This window comes from Pseudomonas paralactis, assembly GCF_001439735.1.
GTDB lineage: Bacteria > Pseudomonadota > Gammaproteobacteria > Pseudomonadales > Pseudomonadaceae > Aquipseudomonas > Aquipseudomonas paralactis.
This window is the reverse complement of sequence record NZ_JYLN01000003.1, coordinates 308,610-328,447: the sequence shown is the minus strand read 5'-3', so window position 1 is coordinate 328,447 and position 19,838 is coordinate 308,610. Positions and strand designations below refer to the sequence as shown.

Below are 19,838 nucleotides of genomic sequence, written 5' to 3'. Positions count from 1 at the left end.
TATTAAATAAAGGGAGATTCAGCCGCACGGATACAGCTATGGGCGCCTCTGCAACGCTGGCAGGGCGCCTCTTTTGTTAAAAGTTCGCGGGCGTGGCTGCGCTGATTAGTCGCGCCGGCACATCGAACGGGTTGCGAAAACGATGAGGCTTGGTGCTTTCAAAGTAGTAGCTATCGCCAGCTTCGAGCACAAAAGTTTCAAGACCAACCACCAATTCCAGACGACCTTCCAACAGGATCCCGGTTTCCTCGCCCTCGTGGGTGAGCATTTCTTCGCCCGTGTCGGCGCCCGGCGGGTAAATTTCATTGAGAAAGGCGATGGCCCGGCTCGGGTGCGCCCGGCCCACCAGTTTCATGGTGACGGCACCGTCAGAGATGTCGATCAGCTCATTGGCTTTATAGACGATCTGCGTCGGTATTTCCTGGAGGATCTCCTCGGAAAAGAACTCGACCATGGACATGGGGATACCACCCAGCACCTTGCGCAGGGAGCTGATCGAGGGGCTGACGCTGTTTTTCTCGATCATCGAAATGGTGCTGTTGGTGACGCCCGCGCGCTTGGCAAGCTCGCGCTGGGAAAGACCTTTGAGTTTACGGATGGATTGCAGTCGTTCGCCGACGTCCAATGCAGGAGCCTCCTAGGATTCAGGCTTTGTTGTAATTGAGCGTTATCATGGCGACAGCGTTCAGTATTTACAACACTTGGGCCTAAATCCCGGACAGCTGCATTCGTACCCGGCCATCAAGCGCCGTGATAGAGCCTTGGCACCCGACGCAGGTTGCAAAAAATCTGGTAGGGAATGGTGTCGGCAGCAGTGGCGACGTCACTGGCGAGGATGTTCTTGCCCCACAACTCCACGGTTGAGCCCAGGCCTGCCTGGGGTACGTCGGTAAGGTCGACACACAGCATGTCCATCGACACCCGCCCCAGCAATTGGCTGCGCTGTCCCGCCACCAGCACCGGCGTACCGGTTGGCGCGTGACGGGGGTAACCGTCGGCATAGCCCATGGCAACCACTGCGATGCGCATCGGCTTGGGCGTGACGAACCTGGCGCCATAGCCCACGGGTTCGCCAGCCGGCAGTTCGCGTACACAGATGATTTTGGACTCCAGGGTCATCACCGGCTGCAACCGTGCGGCAAAGGCCTGGTCTTCGCCAAATGGCGTTGCGCCGTAGAGCATGATGCCTGGGCGTACCCAGTCGCTGGCCACGCTTGGCCAGCCCAATACAGATGGGGAATTGCGCAGGCTGACTTCGGCCGACAAGCCTTGGCGGGCCGCTTCGAATACCGTGACTTGTTCGTTGCTGCTGACGCAATCGAGCTCATCGGCGCGTGCAAAATGGCTCATCAACACGATCCTGGCGACTTTGCCGCTGGCCAGCAGACGCTGATAAGCCTCTTGATAATCCTTGGGATGCAAGCCGACACGGTGCATGCCCGAGTCCAGCTTGAGCCACACGGTCAGCGGCTTGCTCAGGCTGGCCTGCTCGATGGCCTCAAGCTGCCACAACGAATGCACCACACACCACAAATCCTGTTCGATGATCAGCGGTAACTCGTCCGCCTCGAAAAAACCTTCCAGCAACAGCACCGGCCCGCGAATGCCGGCGGCACGCAGCTCCAGGGCTTCCTCGATGCACGCCACGGCAAACCCGTCGGCTTCGGCTTCCAGTGCCTGGGCCACGCGCACGGCACCATGGCCGTAGGCATCCGCCTTGATTACGGCGAGCGCCTTGGCACCCGTGACTTCACGGGCCAATTGGTAGTTGTGGCGCAGGGCTTGAAGGTCGATCAGGGCACGGGCTGGACGCATGACGGCAGGCTTCTAGGCAGCAAATTAAAGAAAAAACCGGTGCCGACCAACAACGTCGGCGCCGGGAGAGGGATCGTTGTTAAGGCAGCGCTGCCACGACGGACAGCTCCACCAGAATTTGCGGTTCGCACAACTTGGCTTCAACCGTGGCGCGGGCCGGGGCGACACCTTTGGGCAGCCATTTGTCCCACACCGCGTTCATGCCGGCGAAGTCGGCATCGATATCCTTCAGGTAGATGGTCACCGACAGCAACCTGGACTTGTCGGTACCGGCAAGGTCCAGCAAACGCTCGATATTGACCAGGGTTTCACGGGTTTGCTGTTCAATCCCGGCGCTCAGATCGTCGCCGACTTGCCCGGCCAGATACACGGTACCGCTATGAACAACGATCTGGCTCATGCGCTCATTGGTGAGCTGGCGCTGGATTGACATGTTGTGCGGACTCCTGGTGATTGCCATAACGGGAAATATCGAGGCCTGCGGCGCTGATCTGCGGCGTTTTTTTCGCCATCAGGTCAGCCAGCAAGCGGCCAGAGCCACAAGCCATGGTCCAACCAAGTGTGCCGTGGCCGGTATTCAGGAACAGGTTCTTGAATGGGGTGGCACCGACAATCGGCGTGCCGTCGGGTGTGGTCGGGCGCAGTCCGGTCCAGAAACTGGCTTGGGCCAAATCACCGCCCTGAGGATAAAGGTCGTTGACGATCATCTCCAGGGTTTCACGTCTTTGCTGCTTCAGCGACAGGTCAAAACCGGCTATTTCAGCCATGCCGCCGACCCGAATGCGGTTGTCGAAACGGGTGATCGCGACTTTGTAGGTTTCATCGAGAATGGTCGAGGTCGGCGCCATTGCCGGGTTGGTGATCGGCACAGTCAGCGAATAACCCTTGAGCGGGTACACCGGCGCCTTGATCCCCAATGGCTTGAGCAACTTGGGCGAGTAACTGCCGAGGGCCAGGACATAACGGTCGGCGGTTTCCAGCTTGCCGTCGATCAGCACACCATTGATGCGGTCGCCTGCGTAGTCCAGGCGCTGGATGTCTTGTTCGAAGCGGAATTCCACGCCCAATTGTTTGCACATTTCGACCAGGCGCGTGGTGAACATCTGGCAATCGCCCGTCTGGTCGTTCGGCAGGCGCAAGGCACCAGCGAGGATATCGGTGACGCTGGCCAGGGCCGGCTCCACACGGGCAATGCCGGCGCGATCGAGCAATTCGAAGGGCACGCCGGACTCTTTCAGCACGGCGATGTCCTTGGCGGCGCCATCGAGTTGGGCCTGGGTGCGGAACAGCTGGGTAGTCCCGAGGCTGCGCCCTTCGTAGGCAATGCCGGTCTCGGCGCGCAATTCGTCAAGGCAGTCGCGGCTGTACTCGGACAGGCGCACCATGCGCTCCTTGTTCACCGCATAGCGGCTGGCCGTGCAGTTGCGCAGCATCTGCGCCATCCACAGGTACTGATCGATATCGGCGGTCGCCTTGATCGCCAGCGGCGCGTGGCGTTGCAGCAGCCACTTGATCGCCTTGAGCGGCACGCCCGGCGCGGCCCATGGCGAGGCATAACCAGGGGACACCTGGCCGGCGTTGGCGAAACTGGTTTCCATGGCAGCGGCAGGCTGACGGTCGACCACCACAACATCGAAGCCGGCCCGCGCCAAATAGTAGGCACTGGTCACCCCAATGACACCGCTACCCAAGACCAGAACGCGCATTTTTATATCCTCATCACGGGCTTAGCCGCTGACGTGTGTTATTCGAGCAATGATGGGCGCAGTGTAAAAAACAATCACCAGTGCATTTCACTATATAAATGCCTATATTTGGCGACAATTCTTGGCAAAAACCCTTTTCACAGAGGCGTATCCCCTATGCGTACCAACACCCAGACCAAGCGGGAGCTGGACAAGATCGACCGCAATATCCTGCGCATCCTGCAAACCGACGGGCGCATCTCGTTCACGGAGTTGGGGGAAAAGGTCGGGTTGTCCACCACACCCTGTACCGAGCGGGTGCGGCGCCTGGAGCGCGAAGGGATCATCATGGGCTACAACGCACGGCTCAACCCGCAGCATTTGAAGGGCAGTTTGCTGGTGTTTGTCGAGATCAGCCTGGATTACAAGTCGGGTGACACCTTTGAGGAATTTCGCCGCGCCGTGCTGAAACTGCCTCACGTGCTGGAGTGCCACCTGGTGTCGGGGGACTTCGACTACCTGGTGAAGGCGCGTATCTCGGAGATGGCCTCGTACCGCAAGTTGCTCGGCGACATCCTGCTCAAGCTCCCCCATGTGCGCGAATCCAAGAGCTATATCGTGATGGAAGAGGTGAAAGAGAGCCTGAACCTGCCGATCCCTGACTGACCCAGTGACACAACACGGTCAAATGTGGGAGCTGGCTTGCCTGCGATAGCGTCGGTTCAGAGGCATAGGCGTTAGCTGACCCACCGCTATCGCAGGCAAGCCAGCTCCCACAGTTTTAACCGAGTACATCCGCTAGACCAACACCTGCCGGGTACTCGCCATGTACTCATGAATCTGCTTCTCCACCCGCGGATGAATCAGCTCCACCGGCCGCCTGCCATTGGGGCACGGCAAGGTCTTGGTGGTGCCGAACAGGCGACAGATCAGTGGCCGCTCGTCATACACCGTGCACCCATGGGGCCCCAGGTGCACGCAGTTCAGCTCATCCATGGCGGCCTCCTGTTCGGCGGCCGTCTTGCGCGGCAGGCGCGACATTTCCTCAGGCGAAGTGGTCACTGGCCCACAGCAGTCGTGGCAACCCGGGACACATTCAAATGACGGAATCTGCCTGCGCAGCGCGCTGACTTTCTGACTGTTGCAACTCATCGAAACCCATACCGAACGGCGAATAGGCGTGGATTCTGACGCAAAACGCCGCGCGCAGACAGCTTCATCGGACCGCTGTATCCTGCGTCAAATTTTCCAAACAGGGAGCCTCCCCATGACCGCCAGCGCCCGGCACACCGCGTCCTACTACGCCGCCAGCAGCGTGCCGCACTCCGAATACCCGGCGTTGACAGGCGAGCTGCGCGCCGATGTATGCGTGATTGGCGCAGGGTATTCCGGGCTCAACACGGCTTTGGAGCTGGCCGAGCGCGGCTTCAGCGTGGTGGTGCTGGAAGCGCGCCGAATCGGCTGGGGCGCCAGCGGGCGTAATGGCGGCCAGTTGATTCGCGGCGTGGGCCACGGGCTGGATCAGTTCACCCCTGTGATCGGCAGTGACGGCGTGCGTCAGATGAAGCTGATGGGCCTGGAGGCCGTGGAGATCGTGCGTGAACGCGTGGAGCGCTTCCAGATCCCTTGCGACCTGACCTGGGGCTATTGCGATCTGGCCAACAAACCCCGTGACTTGCTGGGCCTGGCCGAAGACGCCGAAGAACTGCGCAACCTGGGCTACCGCCACGAGGTGCGCCTGCTGCAAGCCAGCCAAATGAGCAGCGTGATCGGCTCTGGGCGCTACGTGGGCGGCATGATCGATATGGGTTCAGGTCACCTGCACCCACTGAACCTGGCACTGGGCGAGGCGGCCGCCGCGCAGCAGTTGGGCGTGAAGCTGTTCGAGCAGTCTGAAGTGACGCGCATCGATTACGGCCCCGAGGTCAAGGTGCACACCGCCCAGGGCCATGTACGTGCCACCACCCTGGTACTGTGCTGCAACGCCTACCTCAATGGGCTCAACCCGCAGCTCAGTGGCAAGGTACTACCGGCCGGCAGCTACATCATCGCCACCGAGCCATTGAGCGAAGCCCAGGCGACCCGCCTGCTGCCGCAGAATATGGCGGTGTGTGACCAGCGCGTGACGGTGGATTATTTCCGCCTGTCCGCCGATCGCCGCCTGTTGTTCGGCGGCGCCTGCCATTATTCCGGGCGCGATCCCAAGGATATCGGCGCTTATATGCGACCGAAAATGTTGCAGGTATTCCCGCAACTGGCCGACGCGAAGATCGACTACCAATGGGGCGGCATGATCGGCATCGGCGCCAACCGCCTGCCGCAGATTGGCCGGTTGGCGGATCAACCCAATGTGTATTACGCCCAGGCTTACGCGGGCCACGGCCTGAACGCCACGCACCTTGCAGGCAAATTGCTCGGCGAAGCCATCAGCGGCCAGCAACAAGGGCGTTTCGACCTGTTTGCCCAAGTGCCGCACATCACCTTCCCCGGCGGCAAACACCTGCGTTCACCGCTGCTGGCGCTGGGGATGCTTTGGCACCGTCTCAAAGAACTGGTGTGATCAACTGCGCCAGAACGGCTTCAAGCCTTCCTGGCGCGCCTGTTCAGCGGTCAAGCCCACGTCGAGCAGCTGCTCGCGGGTCAGCGTAAGCAACGCCTTGCGCGTGTGACGACGTTGCCAGAACAGGCTCCAGCGGCTGCCGACAGGCGCAGCCGTCGCCCGCTCCTGCCCTGCTTCCAGCTCTTGACTGTGTAACGCCAGCCGCACATCGCTCATGCCGTTCATTTTGCTGCCCCTCGTTGGCTTTTTGCCTTGAGTGACTAGGATGAAGGCACGGGCAAAACCATTACAGATCCAGCCAGTTTTTATTAAATCCATACAGATACTGCCTAAGGATGGCTGAATCCTGTATTTTCACTGCATCTGTACTGGTCCATCAGGAGTGACCGTCATGACCCTTTACGTCAACCTCGCTGAATTGCTGGGCACTCGCATCGAGCAAGGCTTCTATCGCCCCGGTGATCGCTTGCCCTCCGTGCGCGCCTTGAGCGTGGAACACGGGGTCAGCCTGAGCACCGTGCAGCAGGCCTATCGGTTGCTGGAAGACAACGGCCTGGCGATGCCAAAGCCCAAGTCCGGTTACTTTGTACCGGCTGGCCGCGAGCTGCCGGCCCTGCCGGAGATAGGCCGCCCGGCCCAACGACCGGTAGAGATTTCCCAATGGGACCAGGTGCTTGAACTGATTCGCGCGGTGCCCCGCAAAGATGTCATACAGATGGGCCGCGGTATGCCGGATGTATTGTCGCCCACCCTGAAACCTTTGCTGCGTAGCCTGGCGCGGGTGAGTCGTCGCCAGGATCTGCCGGGCCTGTATTACGACAACATCCTCGGCTGTATGGAGTTGCGCGAGCAAATTGCTCGGCTGTCGCTGGACGCCGGCTGCCAACTGACCGCCGAAGACATCGTGATCACTACCGGCTGCCATGAGGCGTTGTCGGCCAGCATCCGTGCGATCTGCGAGCCCGGCGATATTGTCGCGGTGGACTCGCCCAGCTTCCATGGCGCCATGCAGACCCTCAAGGGCCTGGGTATGAAAGCCCTGGAAATCCCCACCGACCCGATCACCGGCATTAGCCTGGAGGCGCTGGAACTGGCGCTGGAACAGTGGCCGATCAAAGTCATCCAGCTCACACCCAACTGCAACAATCCGTTGGGCTACATCATGCCGGAGGCACGCAAACGCGCACTGCTGACCCTGGCTCAGCGCTATGACGTGGCTATCATTGAAGACGATGTGTATGGCGAGCTGGCCTACAGCTACCCACGCCCGCGCACGATCAAATCCTTCGATGACGATGGCCGTGTGCTGCTCTGCAGCTCGTTCTCGAAAACCCTGGCACCCGGGCTGCGCATTGGCTGGGTCGCGCCGGGACGCTACCTGGACCGGGTGCTGCACATGAAGTACATCAGCACCGGCTCTACCGCCACCCAGCCGCAGATTGCGATTGCCGAATTTCTAAAAAATGGCCATTTCGAACCGCATTTGCGTCGAATGCGTACGCAATACCAGCGCAATCGCGACTTGATGCTCGACTGGGTGAGCCGCTACTTCCCGGCCGGCACTCGCGCCAGTCGGCCACAGGGCAGCTTCCTGCTGTGGATCGAACTGCCGGAGGGCTTCGACACCTTGAAGCTCAACCGCGTGCTGGTGGAACAAGGCGTACAGGTAGCGGTAGGCAGCATCTTTTCTGCCTCAGGCAAATACCGTAACTGCCTGCGCATGAATTACGCGGCCAAGCCAACCCCACAGATTGAAGAAGCGGTGCGCAAAGTGGGCGCCGCCGCAAGCAAGATGCTGCTGGAAACGATGCACTGACCTTTCGCCAGAAAAGGCCGTCATATAACGATAATCGCCCTGACCTGGAAGCAGCTCCTTTGATGATTCGACGGCTATTACCGTTTTTCCTGTTGGGCACCCTGGCCCTGGGCGGCTGCGCCACGGTCGACACACCGCGTATACCCAGTGACGCCCTGCCGGCGAACGACTCGTCCTTCGGCCGCTCGATCCAGGCCCAGGCGGCGCCGTACCAGGGACGCTCGGGTTTTCGCTTGCTGCCCAACAGCAGTGAAGCTTTCATGGCGCGCGCCGAGCTGATCCGCAACGCCCAAACCAGCCTGGATCTGCAGTACTACATCGTTCACGACGGCATCAGCACCCGTATGCTGGTGGATGAACTGCTCAAGGCCGCCGACCGCGGCGTGCGCGTGCGTATTCTGCTGGACGACACCACCAGCGACGGCCTCGACCAGATCATCGCCACCCTCGCCGCTCACCCTAAAATCGAAATCCGCCTGTTCAACCCGCTGCACCTGGGGCGCAGTACCGGCGTTACACGGGCCATGGGCCGGGTATTCAACCTGTCACTGCAACATCGGCGCATGCACAACAAACTGTGGCTGGCCGATAACAGCGTGGCCATTGTGGGCGGTCGCAATCTGGGAGACGAATATTTCGACGCTGAGCCCAACCTGAACTTCACCGATATCGACATGCTCAGCGTCGGGCCGGTGGCAGAGCAACTGGGTCACAGTTTCGATCAGTACTGGAACAGCGCCTTGAGCAAACCTATCGATGAGTTTGTCTCGAAGATGCCGTCCAAAATCGATCTGGCCGTCGCTCGCGGGCGCCTGGAAGCTTCATTGGCGCAATCGCGACAGCAGAACCACGCGCTGTATAACCGCCTGCGTACCTACCAGACCCAACCACGCATGGACATCTGGCGCCGCGAGCTGATTTGGGCCTGGAACCAGGCGCTGTGGGACGCCCCGAGCAAGGTACTGGCCAAGGCTGACCCGGACCCGCAGTTGCTGCTCACCACCCAATTGGCGCCGGAGCTGGAGGGGGTCAGCCGCGAACTGATCATGATTTCGGCGTACTTCGTTCCGGGGCCGCCCGGGCTGGTGTATCTGACGGGTCGGGCTGATGCCGGGGTGTCGGTGAAGTTGCTGACCAATTCCCTTGAAGCCACTGACGTACCGGCCGTGCACGGTGGCTACGCGCCTTATCGCAAGGCATTGCTGGAACATGGAGTCAAACTTTATGAGCTGCGCCGACAACCCGGAGATCCCAGCGCCAGCAGCGGCCCGCACCTCTTTCGTCGAGGCAGCCTCTACGGTTCCGATTCCAGCCTGCACAGCAAGGCGATGATCTTTGATCGCGAGAAGTCATTTATCGGCTCGTTCAATTTCGACCCGCGCTCGGTGCTGTGGAACACCGAAGTCGGCGTGCTGGTGGACAGCCCCGAATTGGCCGAACACGTACGCAACCTGGCGCTGGAAGGTATGTCGCCGGCGCTGAGCTATGAGGCGAAATTGCAGGATGGCCATGTAGTGTGGGTGACCGAGGACAACGGGCAACTGCACACCCTGACCCGCGAGCCCGGCAGCTGGTGGCGCCGCTTCAATGCCTGGTTCGCCACCAGCGTCGGCCTGGAACGTATGCTCTAAAAAATACGACAGATCACCTGTAGGAGTGAGCTTGCTCGCGAAAAACGTTAACGATGACGCGTTCATGCTGGATAAACGCGGCGCCTTCAAGTTCTTCGCGAGCAAGCTCGCTCCTACAATTGATTGCATTTCAGGCAGGTTGCGTTGCGCCAAACGCCCCTTGGCGCAGCAACAATACCACCAGCCCCAACGCCCCCGCCGCCATCAGCAACGGCAGTGCGTGACCGCTGACCCACTGGCTGCCCGCACCGGCCACCAGCGGTCCGATCAGGCAACCAATGCCCCAGAGCTGCGCCACGTGGGCATTGGCGCGCACCAGCGCGTCGTCACGGTAGCGCTCGCCAATCAAAATCAGCGACAAGGTAAACAGCCCACCCGCGCTGGCGCCGAACAGCACCCACACTGGCCAGATCAGCAACGTGTGCATCAACAACGGAATCGCCAGGCTCGATGCCAGCAACAGCAGCGCACACCCCAGGAACAACGTGCGGCGCGGCAAATAGTCGGCCAGGGCGCCGATGGGTAATTGCAGCAACGCATCACCCACGACCACCGTGCTGACCATCGCCAAGGCGATTTCGGCAGTGAAGCCCTGTTGCAGGCAGTACACCGGCAACAGCGTCAGGATCATCGCTTCGAACGCCGCGAATAACGCCACCGCCCAGGCAATCGCGGGCAGGCTCAGGCAAAAGCGCCACAGCTCGCTGAAAGTGACGCTGAACGCATCAGCCGTGGGCGCCCCGGATCGCCCCAGCAACAGCAGCGGCGCCACGAGCAAAAGGCCAACGCCTACCCAGAACCCGTAATCATGATCGGTGCCCATCAGGCCCAGCAGCAAGGGTCCGGACAGTTGGCTCAAGGCATAAGTGCAGCCATACAGCGCCACCAAACGGCCACGCCACTGCTCGACCACCAATTGGTTGATCCAGCTTTCGCCCAGGATAAATACGATGGTCAGGATCACCCCGATCATCAACCGCAGCATCAGCCACACCGGGTAGCTGGGCAGGATCGCCAGCAAGCCGATAGACAGCGCCCCCGCCCACAGGCACAAGCGCATCAGGTTGGCGGTGCCGAGCCAGGACGCCATTCGGCTGGAGACCTTGGCACCCAGCAATACGCCGAATGCCGGCATCGCCGCCATCACGCCAATGGCGAAGCTGCCGTAGCCCCAGCCTTCCAGGCGCAGGGATACCAACGGCATACTCACGCCCAGGGCCAGGCCAACACTGAGTACCGAGGCCAGGACGGCGAAATAAGTCGCCCAACGCATTGCCACGCTCCTGTGGATAAATTTTCGATTGTGCAAAACGAACTGTAGGAGCGAGCTTGCTCGCGAAAAACGTTAACGATGACGCGTTCATGCTGGATAAACGCGGCGCCTTCAAGTTCTTCGCGAGCAAGCTCGCTCCTACAGGAGGATCAGCAGTGCTGCTTAGAGTTTGATCCAGGTCGCCTTCAGCTCGGTGTACTTGTCGAACGCATGCAGCGACTTGTCGCGGCCATTACCTGACTGTTTGAAACCACCAAACGGTGCGGTCATGTCGCCGCCATCGTACTGGTTAACCCAGACGCTGCCGGCACGCAGGGCTTTAGCGGTCAGGTGCGCCTTGGAGATATCCGCCGTCCACACCGCTGCGGCCAGGCCGTATTGGGTGTCGTTGGCAATGGCGATGGCTTCTTCTGCGCTGTCGAAGGTGAGCACCGACAATACCGGGCCGAAGATTTCTTCCTGGGCAATTTTCATGGCGTTGGTCACACCGTCGAAAATGGTTGGCTCGACGTAGGTGCCACCGGTTTCTTCCAGTGTGCGCTTACCGCCGGCGACCAGCTTGGCACCGTCAGCATGACCGGACTCAATGTACGACAGCACGTTGTTCATTTGCTGCGTATCCACCAGCGCACCCACGTTGGTGGCCGGGTCCAGCGGGTTGCCCGGTTTCCAGCCTTTGAGCGCCTCGATCACCAGCGGCAGAAAGGTGTCCTTGATAGAACGCTCCACGAGCAGGCGCGAACCGGCAGTGCAGACTTCACCCTGGTTGAAGGCGATGGCGCCGGCCGCGGATTCGGCGGCGGCTTGCAGATCCGGCGCATCGGCAAACACGATATTGGGGCTCTTGCCACCAGCTTCCAGCCACACGCGCTTCATGTTCGATTCGCCGGAGCGGATCAGCAGTTGCTTGGCGATCTTGGTAGAGCCAGTGAACACCAGGGTGTCAACGTCCATATGCACCGCCAGGGCGTTCCCCACGGTGTGGCCATAGCCCGGCAATACGTTGAACACGCCTTTTGGAATGCCGGCCTCAACGGCCAGGGCGGCGATACGGATGGCGGTCAGCGGGGACTTTTCAGACGGTTTGAGGATCACCGAATTACCGGTGGACAACGCCGGGCCGAGTTTCCAGCAGGCCATCATCAACGGGAAGTTCCACGGCACGATGGCGCCGACCACGCCGACTGGCTCGCGGGTCACCAGGCCAAGTTGATCATGGGGGGTGGCTGCGACTTCGTCGTAGATCTTGTCGATGGCCTCGCCGCTCCAGCTCAGGGCATTTGCCGCGCCGGGAACGTCGATGTTCAGGGAGTCGCTGATCGGCTTGCCCATGTCCAGGGTTTCAAGCAGTGCCAGCTCTTCGGCATTCGCCTTGAGCAGCGCGGCGAAACGGATCATGGTGGCTTTACGCTTGGCCGGCGCCAGGCGCGACCAGACACCGGAATTGAAAGTGGCGCGGGCGTTTTCCACAGCGCGCTCGGCGTCAGCCACGTCACAGCTGGCGACAGTGGCCAGCAGACGACCGTCCACCGGGCTGATGCATTCGAAGGTGTCACCGGAAACGGCGGCGGTGTATTCGCCATTGATGTAGGCGCGGCCTTCGATCTTCAAGTCCTTGGCGCGTTGTTCCCAGTCGGCACGGGTCAGGGTGGTCATGCGAGTGTCCTCCTCTTATTGAATACAGGGCCAGGCGGATGTCCCCCCGGCAGCCTCAAAGAATTCTTGCCCGCCAGCCATCGGTTCGGCGCAAGGCAGCTGCCACCCTAAACCAGCGGCTGGGGATGTTTCAATATATTTGACATAACGGCAGTAAACGCCCTTGCGATGTTCATTTTAATAAACATAGACTTTGGGCTCTCCAACCGCAGGCCAGACGGGACACGCACATGAGCATCCAGGATATCGTCGACTTCAGCCAAGCCAACACGGCCCCCGAACGCTACCGCCCTGGCGCGGAAAAAATCCTCAAGGGCGATCCCGAGCAAACGATCTACAACCACTACAACAGCCCGTGCGGCCAGATGAATGCCGGGGTATGGGAAGGTGAAGTCGGGCAGTGGAAGGTCAATTACACCGAGCACGAATACTGCGAAATTGTGCAGGGGGTTTCCGTACTGCGTGACGCCGAGGGCAACGCCAAGACCTTGCGTGCCGGCGACCGCTTTGTGATCCCCGCCGGTTTCAGCGGTACCTGGGAAGTACTGGAAGCGTGCCGCAAGATCTACGTGGTGTTCGAAGAAAAAGCCTGATCAGCAAATCCCAGGCAAAAAAAAGCCCGTATCGTGAGATACGGGCTTTTTTTCACAAGGAAGAAAATCAATTACTTGATTTTGCCTTCTTTGTAGATCACGTGCTTGCGAACGCGCGGGTCGAACATTTTCTTTTCGAGCTTGTCCGGGGTAGTACGCTTGTTCTTGTCGGTAGTGTAGAAGTGACCAGTACCGGCGCTAGAGATCATTCGAATCAATTCACGCATGATAGAGCTCCTTAGATCTTGCCGGCGGCGCGGATTTCGGCCAGCACGACAGTGATGCCACGCTTGTCGATAATACGCATGCCTTTGGCAGATACACGCAGGCGAACAAAACGTTTCTCTTCTTCAACCCAGAAGCGGTGATGCTGCAGGTTCGGCAGGAAACGACGACGGGTTTTGTTATTTGCGTGGGAAATGTTATTCCCAGTCACCGGACCCTTACCGGTAACTTGACAGACTCTCGACATGCCTCAGCCCTCTAAAACCACATGCCCAACCCGGCATGGGTTGGCCGCTTAATCTCTCAGTCATTTGGCGCCAGGCGCCGCGTTTCTTTAGGGTCTTACCGGCTACACCTACAAGCGAAGGAACCGGGCCCCTAGAAAAGAGCGCTGCTTTATACCAGAAAGACCCCAGTGCAACAACAGCCCGTGTGTTTTTACCTGAGTAATTCTTGGTGCCAGACGCCTGAACCGCTGCCAGGAGGGGCCGCTGTAACAGCCGACCGCTCGTCGCACAGAATGTTTTCCAGCGCCCGCAGGCACGGCTAAGTGCAAGGCGAAACGCGCTGAGGCGCCATCAAAACAGCATTTTGGCCAAAAGCACAGGCAAAAATGGGCTAGTCATTTATCAATCAGACCTCTACGGTAGGCTTTTTCCAGACTGCACTCGCAGATGGGCCTTCGATCTGCACAGGAAACCGAATATGCGCCTCGCTGCCCTACCGCTACTGCTTGCCCCACTCTTTATCGCACCGATGGCCGTTGCGGCCACCAACCTGAGCGTCTGCACCGAGGCCAGCCCCGAAGGGTTCGATGTGGTGCAGTACAACTCACTGACCACCACCAATGCCTCGGCGGATGTGCTGATGAACCGCCTGGTGGACTTTGATGCGGCCAGCGGCAAGCTGGTACCGAGCCTGGCAGACAGCTGGGAAGTTTCCCCCGATGGCCTGACCTACACCTTCAAGCTGCACCCTGGCGTGAAATTTCACCGCACCGATTACTTCAGCCCAAGCCGCACGCTGACCGCCGAAGACGTGCGTTTCAGCTTCGAGCGCATGCTCGACCCGGCCAACCCATGGCACAAGATCGCCCAGAGCGGCTTCCCTCACGCCCAGTCCCTGCAATTGCCGACACTGGTCAAGAAGATCGACGCCCTCGATCCGTTGACGGTACGCTTCACTCTCGACCACGCCGATTCCACCTTCCTCCCGGCGTTGAGCATGGGTTTTGCTTCGATCTACCCGGCTGAATATGCCGACAAACTGCTTAAGGCCGGCACGCCCGAGAAGCTCAACAGCCAGCCCATCGGCACCGGCCCGTTCGTGTTCGTGCGCTTCCAAAAGGATGCCGTGGTGCGCTACAAGGCCAACCCGGACTATTTCGCGGGCAAACCGTCTGTGGATAACTTGATTTTCGCCATCACCCCGGATGCCAACGTACGTCTCCAGAAACTGCATCGCAATGAGTGCCAGATCGCCCTGTCGCCCAAGCCCCTGGATGTGGGCGAGGCGGAGAAAGACCCTGCGCTCAAAGTGGAAAAAACCGCCGCTTTCATGACCGCATTCGTGGCCATCAACAGCCAGCACCCGCCGCTGGACAAGCCCGAAGTACGCCAGGCGATCAACCTGGCCTTTGACAAGGACAGCTACCTCAAGGCCGTCTTCGAGGGCACCGCCGAAGCGGCCAACGGTGTCTACCCGCCCAATACCTGGAGCTATGCCAAGGATTTGCCAGGCTACCCACAGAATCTGACCAAGGCCAAGGCGCTGCTCGAGCGTGCCGGGCTCAAGGACGGCTTCAAAACCACGATATGGACGCGCCCTACCGGCAGCCTGCTGAACCCCAACCCAAACCTCGGCGCCCAACTGCTACAGGCGGACCTGGCCAAGATTGGCATCCAGGCCGAGATTCGTGTGATCGAATGGGGCGAGTTGATTCGCCGCGCCAAAGCCGGCGAGCACGACCTGCTGTTCATGGGCTGGGCTGGCGACAACGGCGACCCGGATAACTTCCTGACGCCGCAGTTCTCCTGCGCCGCGGTGAAGTCCGGCACCAACTTCGCCCGCTACTGCGACCCCGCGCTGGATAAGTTGATCAGCGCCGGCAAAACCACCAGCGAGCAAGGCGTGCGCACCAAGCTGTATCAACAGGCCCAGGCGCAGATCCAGCAACAGGCGCTGTGGCTACCGCTGGCGCACCCGACGGCGTTCGCATTGGCGCGCAAGAATATCGAGGGTTACCAGGTAAGCCCTTTCGGCCGCCAGGATTATTCGAAGGTCAGCCTCAAGCCCTAAGGCGCAACCCACTTCCCTGTAGGAGCGAGCTTGCTCGCGAAGACCGTCAACGATAAGGCGCAGAATCTGGTGCCCTGCGCAGTTCTCGGTTTTTTCGCGAGCATGCTCGCTCCTGCAGAGCCAGAGGTGGTTATACCCAGCCGTATTCAGCCATCGACAGCGGATCACCATCCCCCACGATGATGTGATCCAGCACCCGCACATCCACCACCTCCAACGCCTTCTGCAGCATTTTGGTCAATCTGCGATCAGCCGCACTGGGCTCCGCATTCCCGGAGGGGTGGTTGTGGCACAAAATCACCGCTGCCGCGTTGTGCGCCAGGGCACGCTTGACCACTTGCCGCGGGTAAACAATCGCGGTGTCGATGGTGCCCTGAAACAACGCCTCGAACCCCAGCACGCGATGCTTTGAGTCCAGAAACAGACAGCCGAATATCTCATGGGGCTCATGGCGCAACAGCGCCTTGAGGTATTGGCGCACAGCCAGCGGGCTCTCCAGTACCGAGTCCGCGCGCAAGCGTTCGGCCAGATGGCGCCGGGACATTTCCAGCACCGCCTGCAATTGGGCGAATTTCGCCGGCCCCAGCCCCAGATGCTGGCTGAACAGCGTCTGACTGGCCTCCAACAGCGGGCGCAGGCCGCCAAACTGCGCCAGCAGATGACGCGCCAGGTCCACCGCGCTTCGACCGGCAACCCCGGTACGCAGGAAGATCGCCAACAGTTCGGCATCGGACAGGCTCGCCGCGCCGCCTTCCAACAGCTTCTCCCGTGGACGCTCCGCCACGGGCCAATCACGAATACTCATCCCACCTCCGTCTGTATCTGCTGCGCTGTTGCGCGGCAGACGCTGTGTTATCGTAGGCCCTCTTTTTTGCATGCGATTTCACCTGGGGAGGGGTCATCGCAGGCGTCACTGAACTGGCATCACTGAACTGGAAAGGCAAACCAATGCAGCGTCTGTATCGGAAACGCATCGTTCTCGGCGTCGGCGGCGGCATTGCCGCCTACAAGAGCGCAGAGTTGGTTCGCAGGCTCCTGGACCAGGGCGCCGAAGTGCGCGTGGTCATGACCCGTGGCGGCAGTGAGTTCATCACCCCGCTGACCATGCAGGCCCTGTCCGGCCACCCGGTTCACCTCGACCTGCTGGACCCGGCGGCCGAAGCCGCCATGGGCCACATCGAACTGGCCAAATGGGCCGACCTGGTACTGATCGCCCCGGCCACCGCCGACCTGATCGCCCGCCTGGCCCAGGGCATCGCCGATGACCTGCTGACCACCCTGGTATTGGCCACCGACGCCACCGTCGCGATCGCTCCGGCCATGAACCAGGCCATGTGGCGCGACCCGGCCACCCAAGCCAACACCCAACTTCTGCAAAGCCGCGGCCTCAAGGTGTTTGGCCCCGCCTCCGGCAGCCAGGCCTGTGGCGACGTCGGCATGGGCCGGATGCTCGAAGCCACCGACCTTGCGCTATGCGCCGCCGAGTGTTTCCAGCACCTGGCCCTGACCGGCAAGCACGTGCTGATCACCGCGGGCCCGACCCAGGAAAACATCGACCCGGTGCGCTACATCACCAACCATAGCTCAGGAAAAATGGGCTTTGCGCTGGCAGAAGCTGCGGTCGAGGCAGGCGCACGAGTGACCTTGATCACAGGTCCCGTGCATTTGCCGACCCCTGATCGCGTCACGCGAATCGACGTAGTCAGCGCCCGGGACATGCTGGCGGCCTGTGAAGCCGCTATTCCCTGCGACCTGTTCATCGCCTCGGCAGCGGTTGCGGATTACCGCCCTGAAGTCGTGGCCCCGCAAAAGCTCAAGAAAGACCCTACAAGCGGCGACGGCCTGCTCCTGCAAATGGTGCGCAACCCGGACATCCTGGCCACCATCGCCACCCGTCCGGACCGTCCGTTCAGTGTTGGTTTCGCTGCCGAGACCGAGCACCTGCTGGACTACGCCGCACGTAAATTGAAAGATAAAAACCTCGACTTGATCGTTGCCAATGATGTCGCCAACCCGAGCATCGGCTTCAACAGCGAGGAAAATGCCTGCAGCGTGATCGATCGCGAGCTGCACGCCACCCTTTTCGCCCAGACCAGCAAGGGCAAGATTGCCCGCCAACTGATCTCTTTTATCGCCCAACGGCTGAACCAGGTTTAATTTTCATGCACGCTTTGCAAGCCAAGATCCTCGACCCCCGCATCGGCAACGAATTCCCGCTGCCCGCCTACGCCACACCGGGCTCCGCCGGCCTGGACCTGCGCGCCATGCTCAAGGAGGACACCGTCCTTGAGCCGGGCCAGACCCTCCTGATCCCGACCGGCCTGTCGATCTACGTCGGCGACCCGGGCCTGGCGGCGCTGATCCTGCCGCGCTCCGGCCTGGGCCATAAACATGGCATCGTGCTCGGTAACCTGGTCGGCCTGATCGACTCCGACTACCAGGGCGAGTTGATGGTGTCGTGCTGGAACCGTGGCCAGACTGCCTTCAACATCGCGGTCGGCGAGCGCATTGCCCAGCTGGTATTGGTGCCCGTGGTACAGGCGCACTTCGAACTGGTCGAAGAGTTCGACGAAACCCAGCGTGGTGCAGGCGGTTTCGGGCATTCCGGCAGCCACTGACTAAGCTGAATCAGGCCAGACACCCTCGTCTGGCCCGATGCCACCGCCTGGCGTTTCAGGATGAAGAATGCGTAAATCTCACAAGCGAAATTTCCCTATGGAAATCAACGATTTACGCAACCATACGGGCAAAGCCATGACCCCGATGGCACTTTTACACCACGAACTCTCTGCCGAAAACGCCGTCATACCCTTCAGTTTGAGCCTGCCGGCCAGCCACCTTTCAGGCCAGCCCTGCCCCTTTCAGATGGAGTTCTCCCCGCGATGAGTACCGCAGCCCGCGTAGCCCCGACCTTTCCCGACAGCATTTTTCGCGCCTATGACATTCGTGGCGTGGTACCCAAGACCCTGACCGCCGAAACCGCCTACTGGATTGGCCGCGCCATCGGTTCGCAGAGCCTGGCCCAGGGCGAGCCCAACGTCTCGGTGGGTCGTGACGGCCGTTTGTCCGGCCCCGAACTGGTCGAGCAACTGATCCAGGGCCTGGCCGACAGCGGTTGCCATGTCAGCGACGTCGGCCTGGTGCCGACACCCGCGCTGTACTACGCCGCCAACGTACTGGCCGGCAAATCCGGGGTCATGCTCACCGGTAGTCACAACCCGTCGGACTACAACGGCTTCAAGATCGTCATCGCTGGCGATACGCTGGCCAATGAACAGATCCAGGCCCTGCACACCCGCCTGAAGACCAATGACCTGACCAGCGGCACCGGCAGCATCACCAAGGTCGACATCCTGCAACGCTACTCCGATGAAATCACTCGCGACGTCAAACTCGCGCGCCGCCTAAAAGTGGTGGTGGATTGCGGCAACGGCGCGGCTGGCGTGATCGCCCCGCAACTGCTCGAAGCCCTGAACTGCGAAGTGATCCCGCTGTTCTGCGATGTCGACGGCAACTTCCCCAATCACCACCCGGACCCGGGCAAACCGGAAAACCTGGTAGACCTGATCGCCAAGGTCAAGGAAGTGGGCGCCGACGTCGGCCTGGCCTTCGATGGCGACGGCGACCGCGTGGGCGTGGTGACCGAAACCGGCGAGATCGTCTTCCCCGACCGCCTGCTGATGCTGTTTGCCCGTGACGTAGTGGCGCGCAACCCCAACGCCGAGATCATCTTCGACGTGAAATGCACCCGCCGTCTGACACCACTGATCAAGGAATACGGCGGTCGCCCGCTAATGTGGAAGACCGGTCATTCGTTGATCAAAAAGAAAATGAAGGAAACCGGCGCACTCTTGGCCGGCGAAATGAGCGGCCACGTATTCTTCAAGGAGCGCTGGTTCGGGTTTGACGACGGCATTTACAGCGCCGCTCGTCTGCTGGAGATCCTCAGCAAGGAAAAATCCACCGCCGAAGAACTGTTTCAGACCTTCCCGAATGATATTTCTACGCCAGAGATCAATATCCATGTGACCGAGGAGAGCAAATTCAGCATCATTGACGCATTGCACGATGCGCAATGGGGTGAAGGCGCCAACCTGACCTCCATTGATGGTGTGCGAGTCGATTACGCCAAAGGCTGGGGCCTGGTTCGCGCGTCCAACACCACACCGGTGCTGGTCCTGCGTTTCGAGGCGGATACCGAGGCTGAGTTGCAGCGCATCAAGGACGTGTTCCACGCCCAGTTGAAACGTGTTGCCCCTGATCTCCAATTACCGTTCTGATTTTTT

General features: G+C 60.4%; 20 protein-coding genes and 1 pseudogene. 10 read left to right on the top strand and 11 right to left on the bottom strand.

Translation table 11 applies throughout. The features are described from left to right. Positions 1-76: 76 nt before the first annotated feature. The 4 genes from TX23_RS09675 to dadA all read right to left on the bottom strand — a co-directional run bounded on the left by TX23_RS09675 (position 77) and on the right by dadA (position 3,521). The gene (locus tag TX23_RS09675; RefSeq protein ID WP_005792468.1) at positions 77-625 is read right to left on the bottom strand and encodes a cupin domain-containing protein; all 549 of its coding nucleotides are present in this window, start codon (positions 623-625) and stop codon (positions 77-79) included. Between the two features lie 116 nt (positions 626-741). Continuing rightward, positions 742-1,815: an alanine racemase gene (gene alr, locus TX23_RS09670; RefSeq protein ID WP_057701983.1), complete on the bottom strand. Its 1,074-nt coding sequence runs from the start codon at positions 1,813-1,815 to the stop codon at positions 742-744. 79 nt (positions 1,816-1,894) lie between these two features. After that, positions 1,895-2,248, bottom strand: coding sequence for a RidA family protein (locus TX23_RS09665; protein WP_005792470.1), 354 nt, complete (start codon positions 2,246-2,248; stop codon positions 1,895-1,897). Then, on the bottom strand, positions 2,220-3,521 hold the full coding sequence (gene dadA / locus TX23_RS09660) for a D-amino acid dehydrogenase (protein WP_057701982.1): 1,302 nt from the start codon (positions 3,519-3,521) through the stop codon (positions 2,220-2,222). The genes TX23_RS09665 and dadA overlap by 29 nt, the downstream gene beginning before the upstream one ends. Positions 3,522-3,677: 156 nt before the next feature. On the opposite strand from dadA, the gene TX23_RS09655 reads away from it, so the two are divergent. Next, complete coding sequence (locus tag TX23_RS09655) at positions 3,678-4,166, top strand: Lrp/AsnC ligand binding domain-containing protein (RefSeq protein WP_003176896.1); 489 nt, start codon at positions 3,678-3,680, stop codon at positions 4,164-4,166. A gap of 132 nt (positions 4,167-4,298) precedes the next feature. On the opposite strand, the gene TX23_RS09650 is transcribed toward TX23_RS09655, so the two are convergent. Beyond that, on the bottom strand, positions 4,299-4,652 hold the full coding sequence (locus TX23_RS09650; protein WP_005792472.1) for a YkgJ family cysteine cluster protein: 354 nt from the start codon (positions 4,650-4,652) through the stop codon (positions 4,299-4,301). Positions 4,653-4,767: 115 nt separating this feature from the next. On the opposite strand from TX23_RS09650, the gene TX23_RS09645 reads away from it, so the two are divergent. Next, positions 4,768-6,060 (top strand): NAD(P)/FAD-dependent oxidoreductase, encoded by a 1,293-nt coding sequence (locus TX23_RS09645; RefSeq protein WP_057701981.1) that lies wholly within the window; start codon positions 4,768-4,770, stop codon positions 6,058-6,060. On the opposite strand, the gene TX23_RS09640 is transcribed toward TX23_RS09645, so the two are convergent. Further along, a complete protein-coding gene (locus TX23_RS09640) occupies positions 6,061-6,285 on the bottom strand; it encodes a DUF1127 domain-containing protein (protein ID WP_057701980.1) in 225 nt (74 codons plus the stop codon). Between the two features lie 166 nt (positions 6,286-6,451). On the opposite strand from TX23_RS09640, the gene TX23_RS09635 reads away from it, so the two are divergent. Continuing rightward, positions 6,452-7,876 carry an aminotransferase-like domain-containing protein gene (locus TX23_RS09635; RefSeq protein WP_057701979.1) on the top strand — a complete coding sequence of 475 codons (1,425 nt, stop codon included), beginning with the start codon at positions 6,452-6,454 and terminating at the stop codon, positions 7,874-7,876. 62 nt (positions 7,877-7,938) lie between these two features. After that, positions 7,939-9,507: a phospholipase D family protein gene (locus tag TX23_RS09630; RefSeq protein ID WP_057701978.1), complete on the top strand. Its 1,569-nt coding sequence runs from the start codon at positions 7,939-7,941 to the stop codon at positions 9,505-9,507. A gap of 130 nt (positions 9,508-9,637) precedes the next feature. Here TX23_RS09630 and TX23_RS09625 read toward each other — a convergent pair whose 3' ends face one another. Next, positions 9,638-10,780: an MFS transporter gene (locus TX23_RS09625; RefSeq protein ID WP_057701977.1), complete on the bottom strand. Its 1,143-nt coding sequence runs from the start codon at positions 10,778-10,780 to the stop codon at positions 9,638-9,640. 162 nt (positions 10,781-10,942) lie between these two features. Beyond that, positions 10,943-12,436: an aldehyde dehydrogenase gene (locus tag TX23_RS09620; RefSeq protein WP_057701976.1), complete on the bottom strand. Its 1,494-nt coding sequence runs from the start codon at positions 12,434-12,436 to the stop codon at positions 10,943-10,945. A 230-nt stretch (positions 12,437-12,666) separates the two neighbouring features. Between TX23_RS09620 and TX23_RS09615 the strand changes: the two genes are divergently transcribed. Then, complete coding sequence (locus TX23_RS09615) at positions 12,667-13,029, top strand: cupin domain-containing protein (RefSeq protein ID WP_057701975.1); 363 nt, start codon at positions 12,667-12,669, stop codon at positions 13,027-13,029. A 71-nt stretch (positions 13,030-13,100) separates the two neighbouring features. Here TX23_RS09615 and rpmG read toward each other — a convergent pair whose 3' ends face one another. Continuing rightward, on the bottom strand, positions 13,101-13,256 hold the full coding sequence (rpmG, locus tag TX23_RS09610; protein WP_003176906.1) for a 50S ribosomal protein L33: 156 nt from the start codon (positions 13,254-13,256) through the stop codon (positions 13,101-13,103). Between the two features lie 11 nt (positions 13,257-13,267). After that, a complete protein-coding gene (gene rpmB, locus TX23_RS09605) occupies positions 13,268-13,501 on the bottom strand; it encodes a 50S ribosomal protein L28 (RefSeq protein ID WP_003176907.1) in 234 nt (77 codons plus the stop codon). Between the two features lie 458 nt (positions 13,502-13,959). On the opposite strand from rpmB, the gene TX23_RS09600 reads away from it, so the two are divergent. Next, entirely contained in the window at positions 13,960-15,552 is a 1,593-nt protein-coding gene (locus TX23_RS09600) for an ABC transporter substrate-binding protein (protein WP_057701974.1), read from the top strand. A 130-nt stretch (positions 15,553-15,682) separates the two neighbouring features. Here TX23_RS09600 and radC read toward each other — a convergent pair whose 3' ends face one another. Continuing rightward, positions 15,683-16,357, bottom strand: coding sequence for a RadC family protein (gene radC, locus TX23_RS09595; RefSeq protein ID WP_057701973.1), 675 nt, complete (start codon positions 16,355-16,357; stop codon positions 15,683-15,685). 143 nt (positions 16,358-16,500) lie between these two features. Between radC and coaBC the strand changes: the two genes are divergently transcribed. The 4 genes and pseudogenes from coaBC to TX23_RS09575 all read left to right on the top strand — a co-directional run. Next, positions 16,501-17,709, top strand: a complete 1,209-nt coding sequence (gene coaBC / locus TX23_RS09590) for a bifunctional phosphopantothenoylcysteine decarboxylase/phosphopantothenate--cysteine ligase CoaBC (RefSeq protein WP_015886530.1) — start codon at positions 16,501-16,503, stop codon at positions 17,707-17,709. A 5-nt stretch (positions 17,710-17,714) separates the two neighbouring features. After that, on the top strand, positions 17,715-18,170 hold the full coding sequence (dut, locus tag TX23_RS09585; RefSeq protein WP_010207501.1) for a dUTP diphosphatase: 456 nt from the start codon (positions 17,715-17,717) through the stop codon (positions 18,168-18,170). A 67-nt stretch (positions 18,171-18,237) separates the two neighbouring features. Further along, entirely contained in the window at positions 18,238-18,438 is a 201-nt protein-coding gene (locus TX23_RS09580) for a hypothetical protein (RefSeq protein ID WP_057701972.1), read from the top strand. Then, positions 18,429-19,832, top strand: a pseudogene (locus tag TX23_RS09575) (phosphomannomutase/phosphoglucomutase); the annotation flags it as partial. The gene TX23_RS09580 and the pseudogene TX23_RS09575, both read left to right, overlap by 10 nt. Between the last annotated feature and the right edge of the window lie 6 nt (positions 19,833-19,838).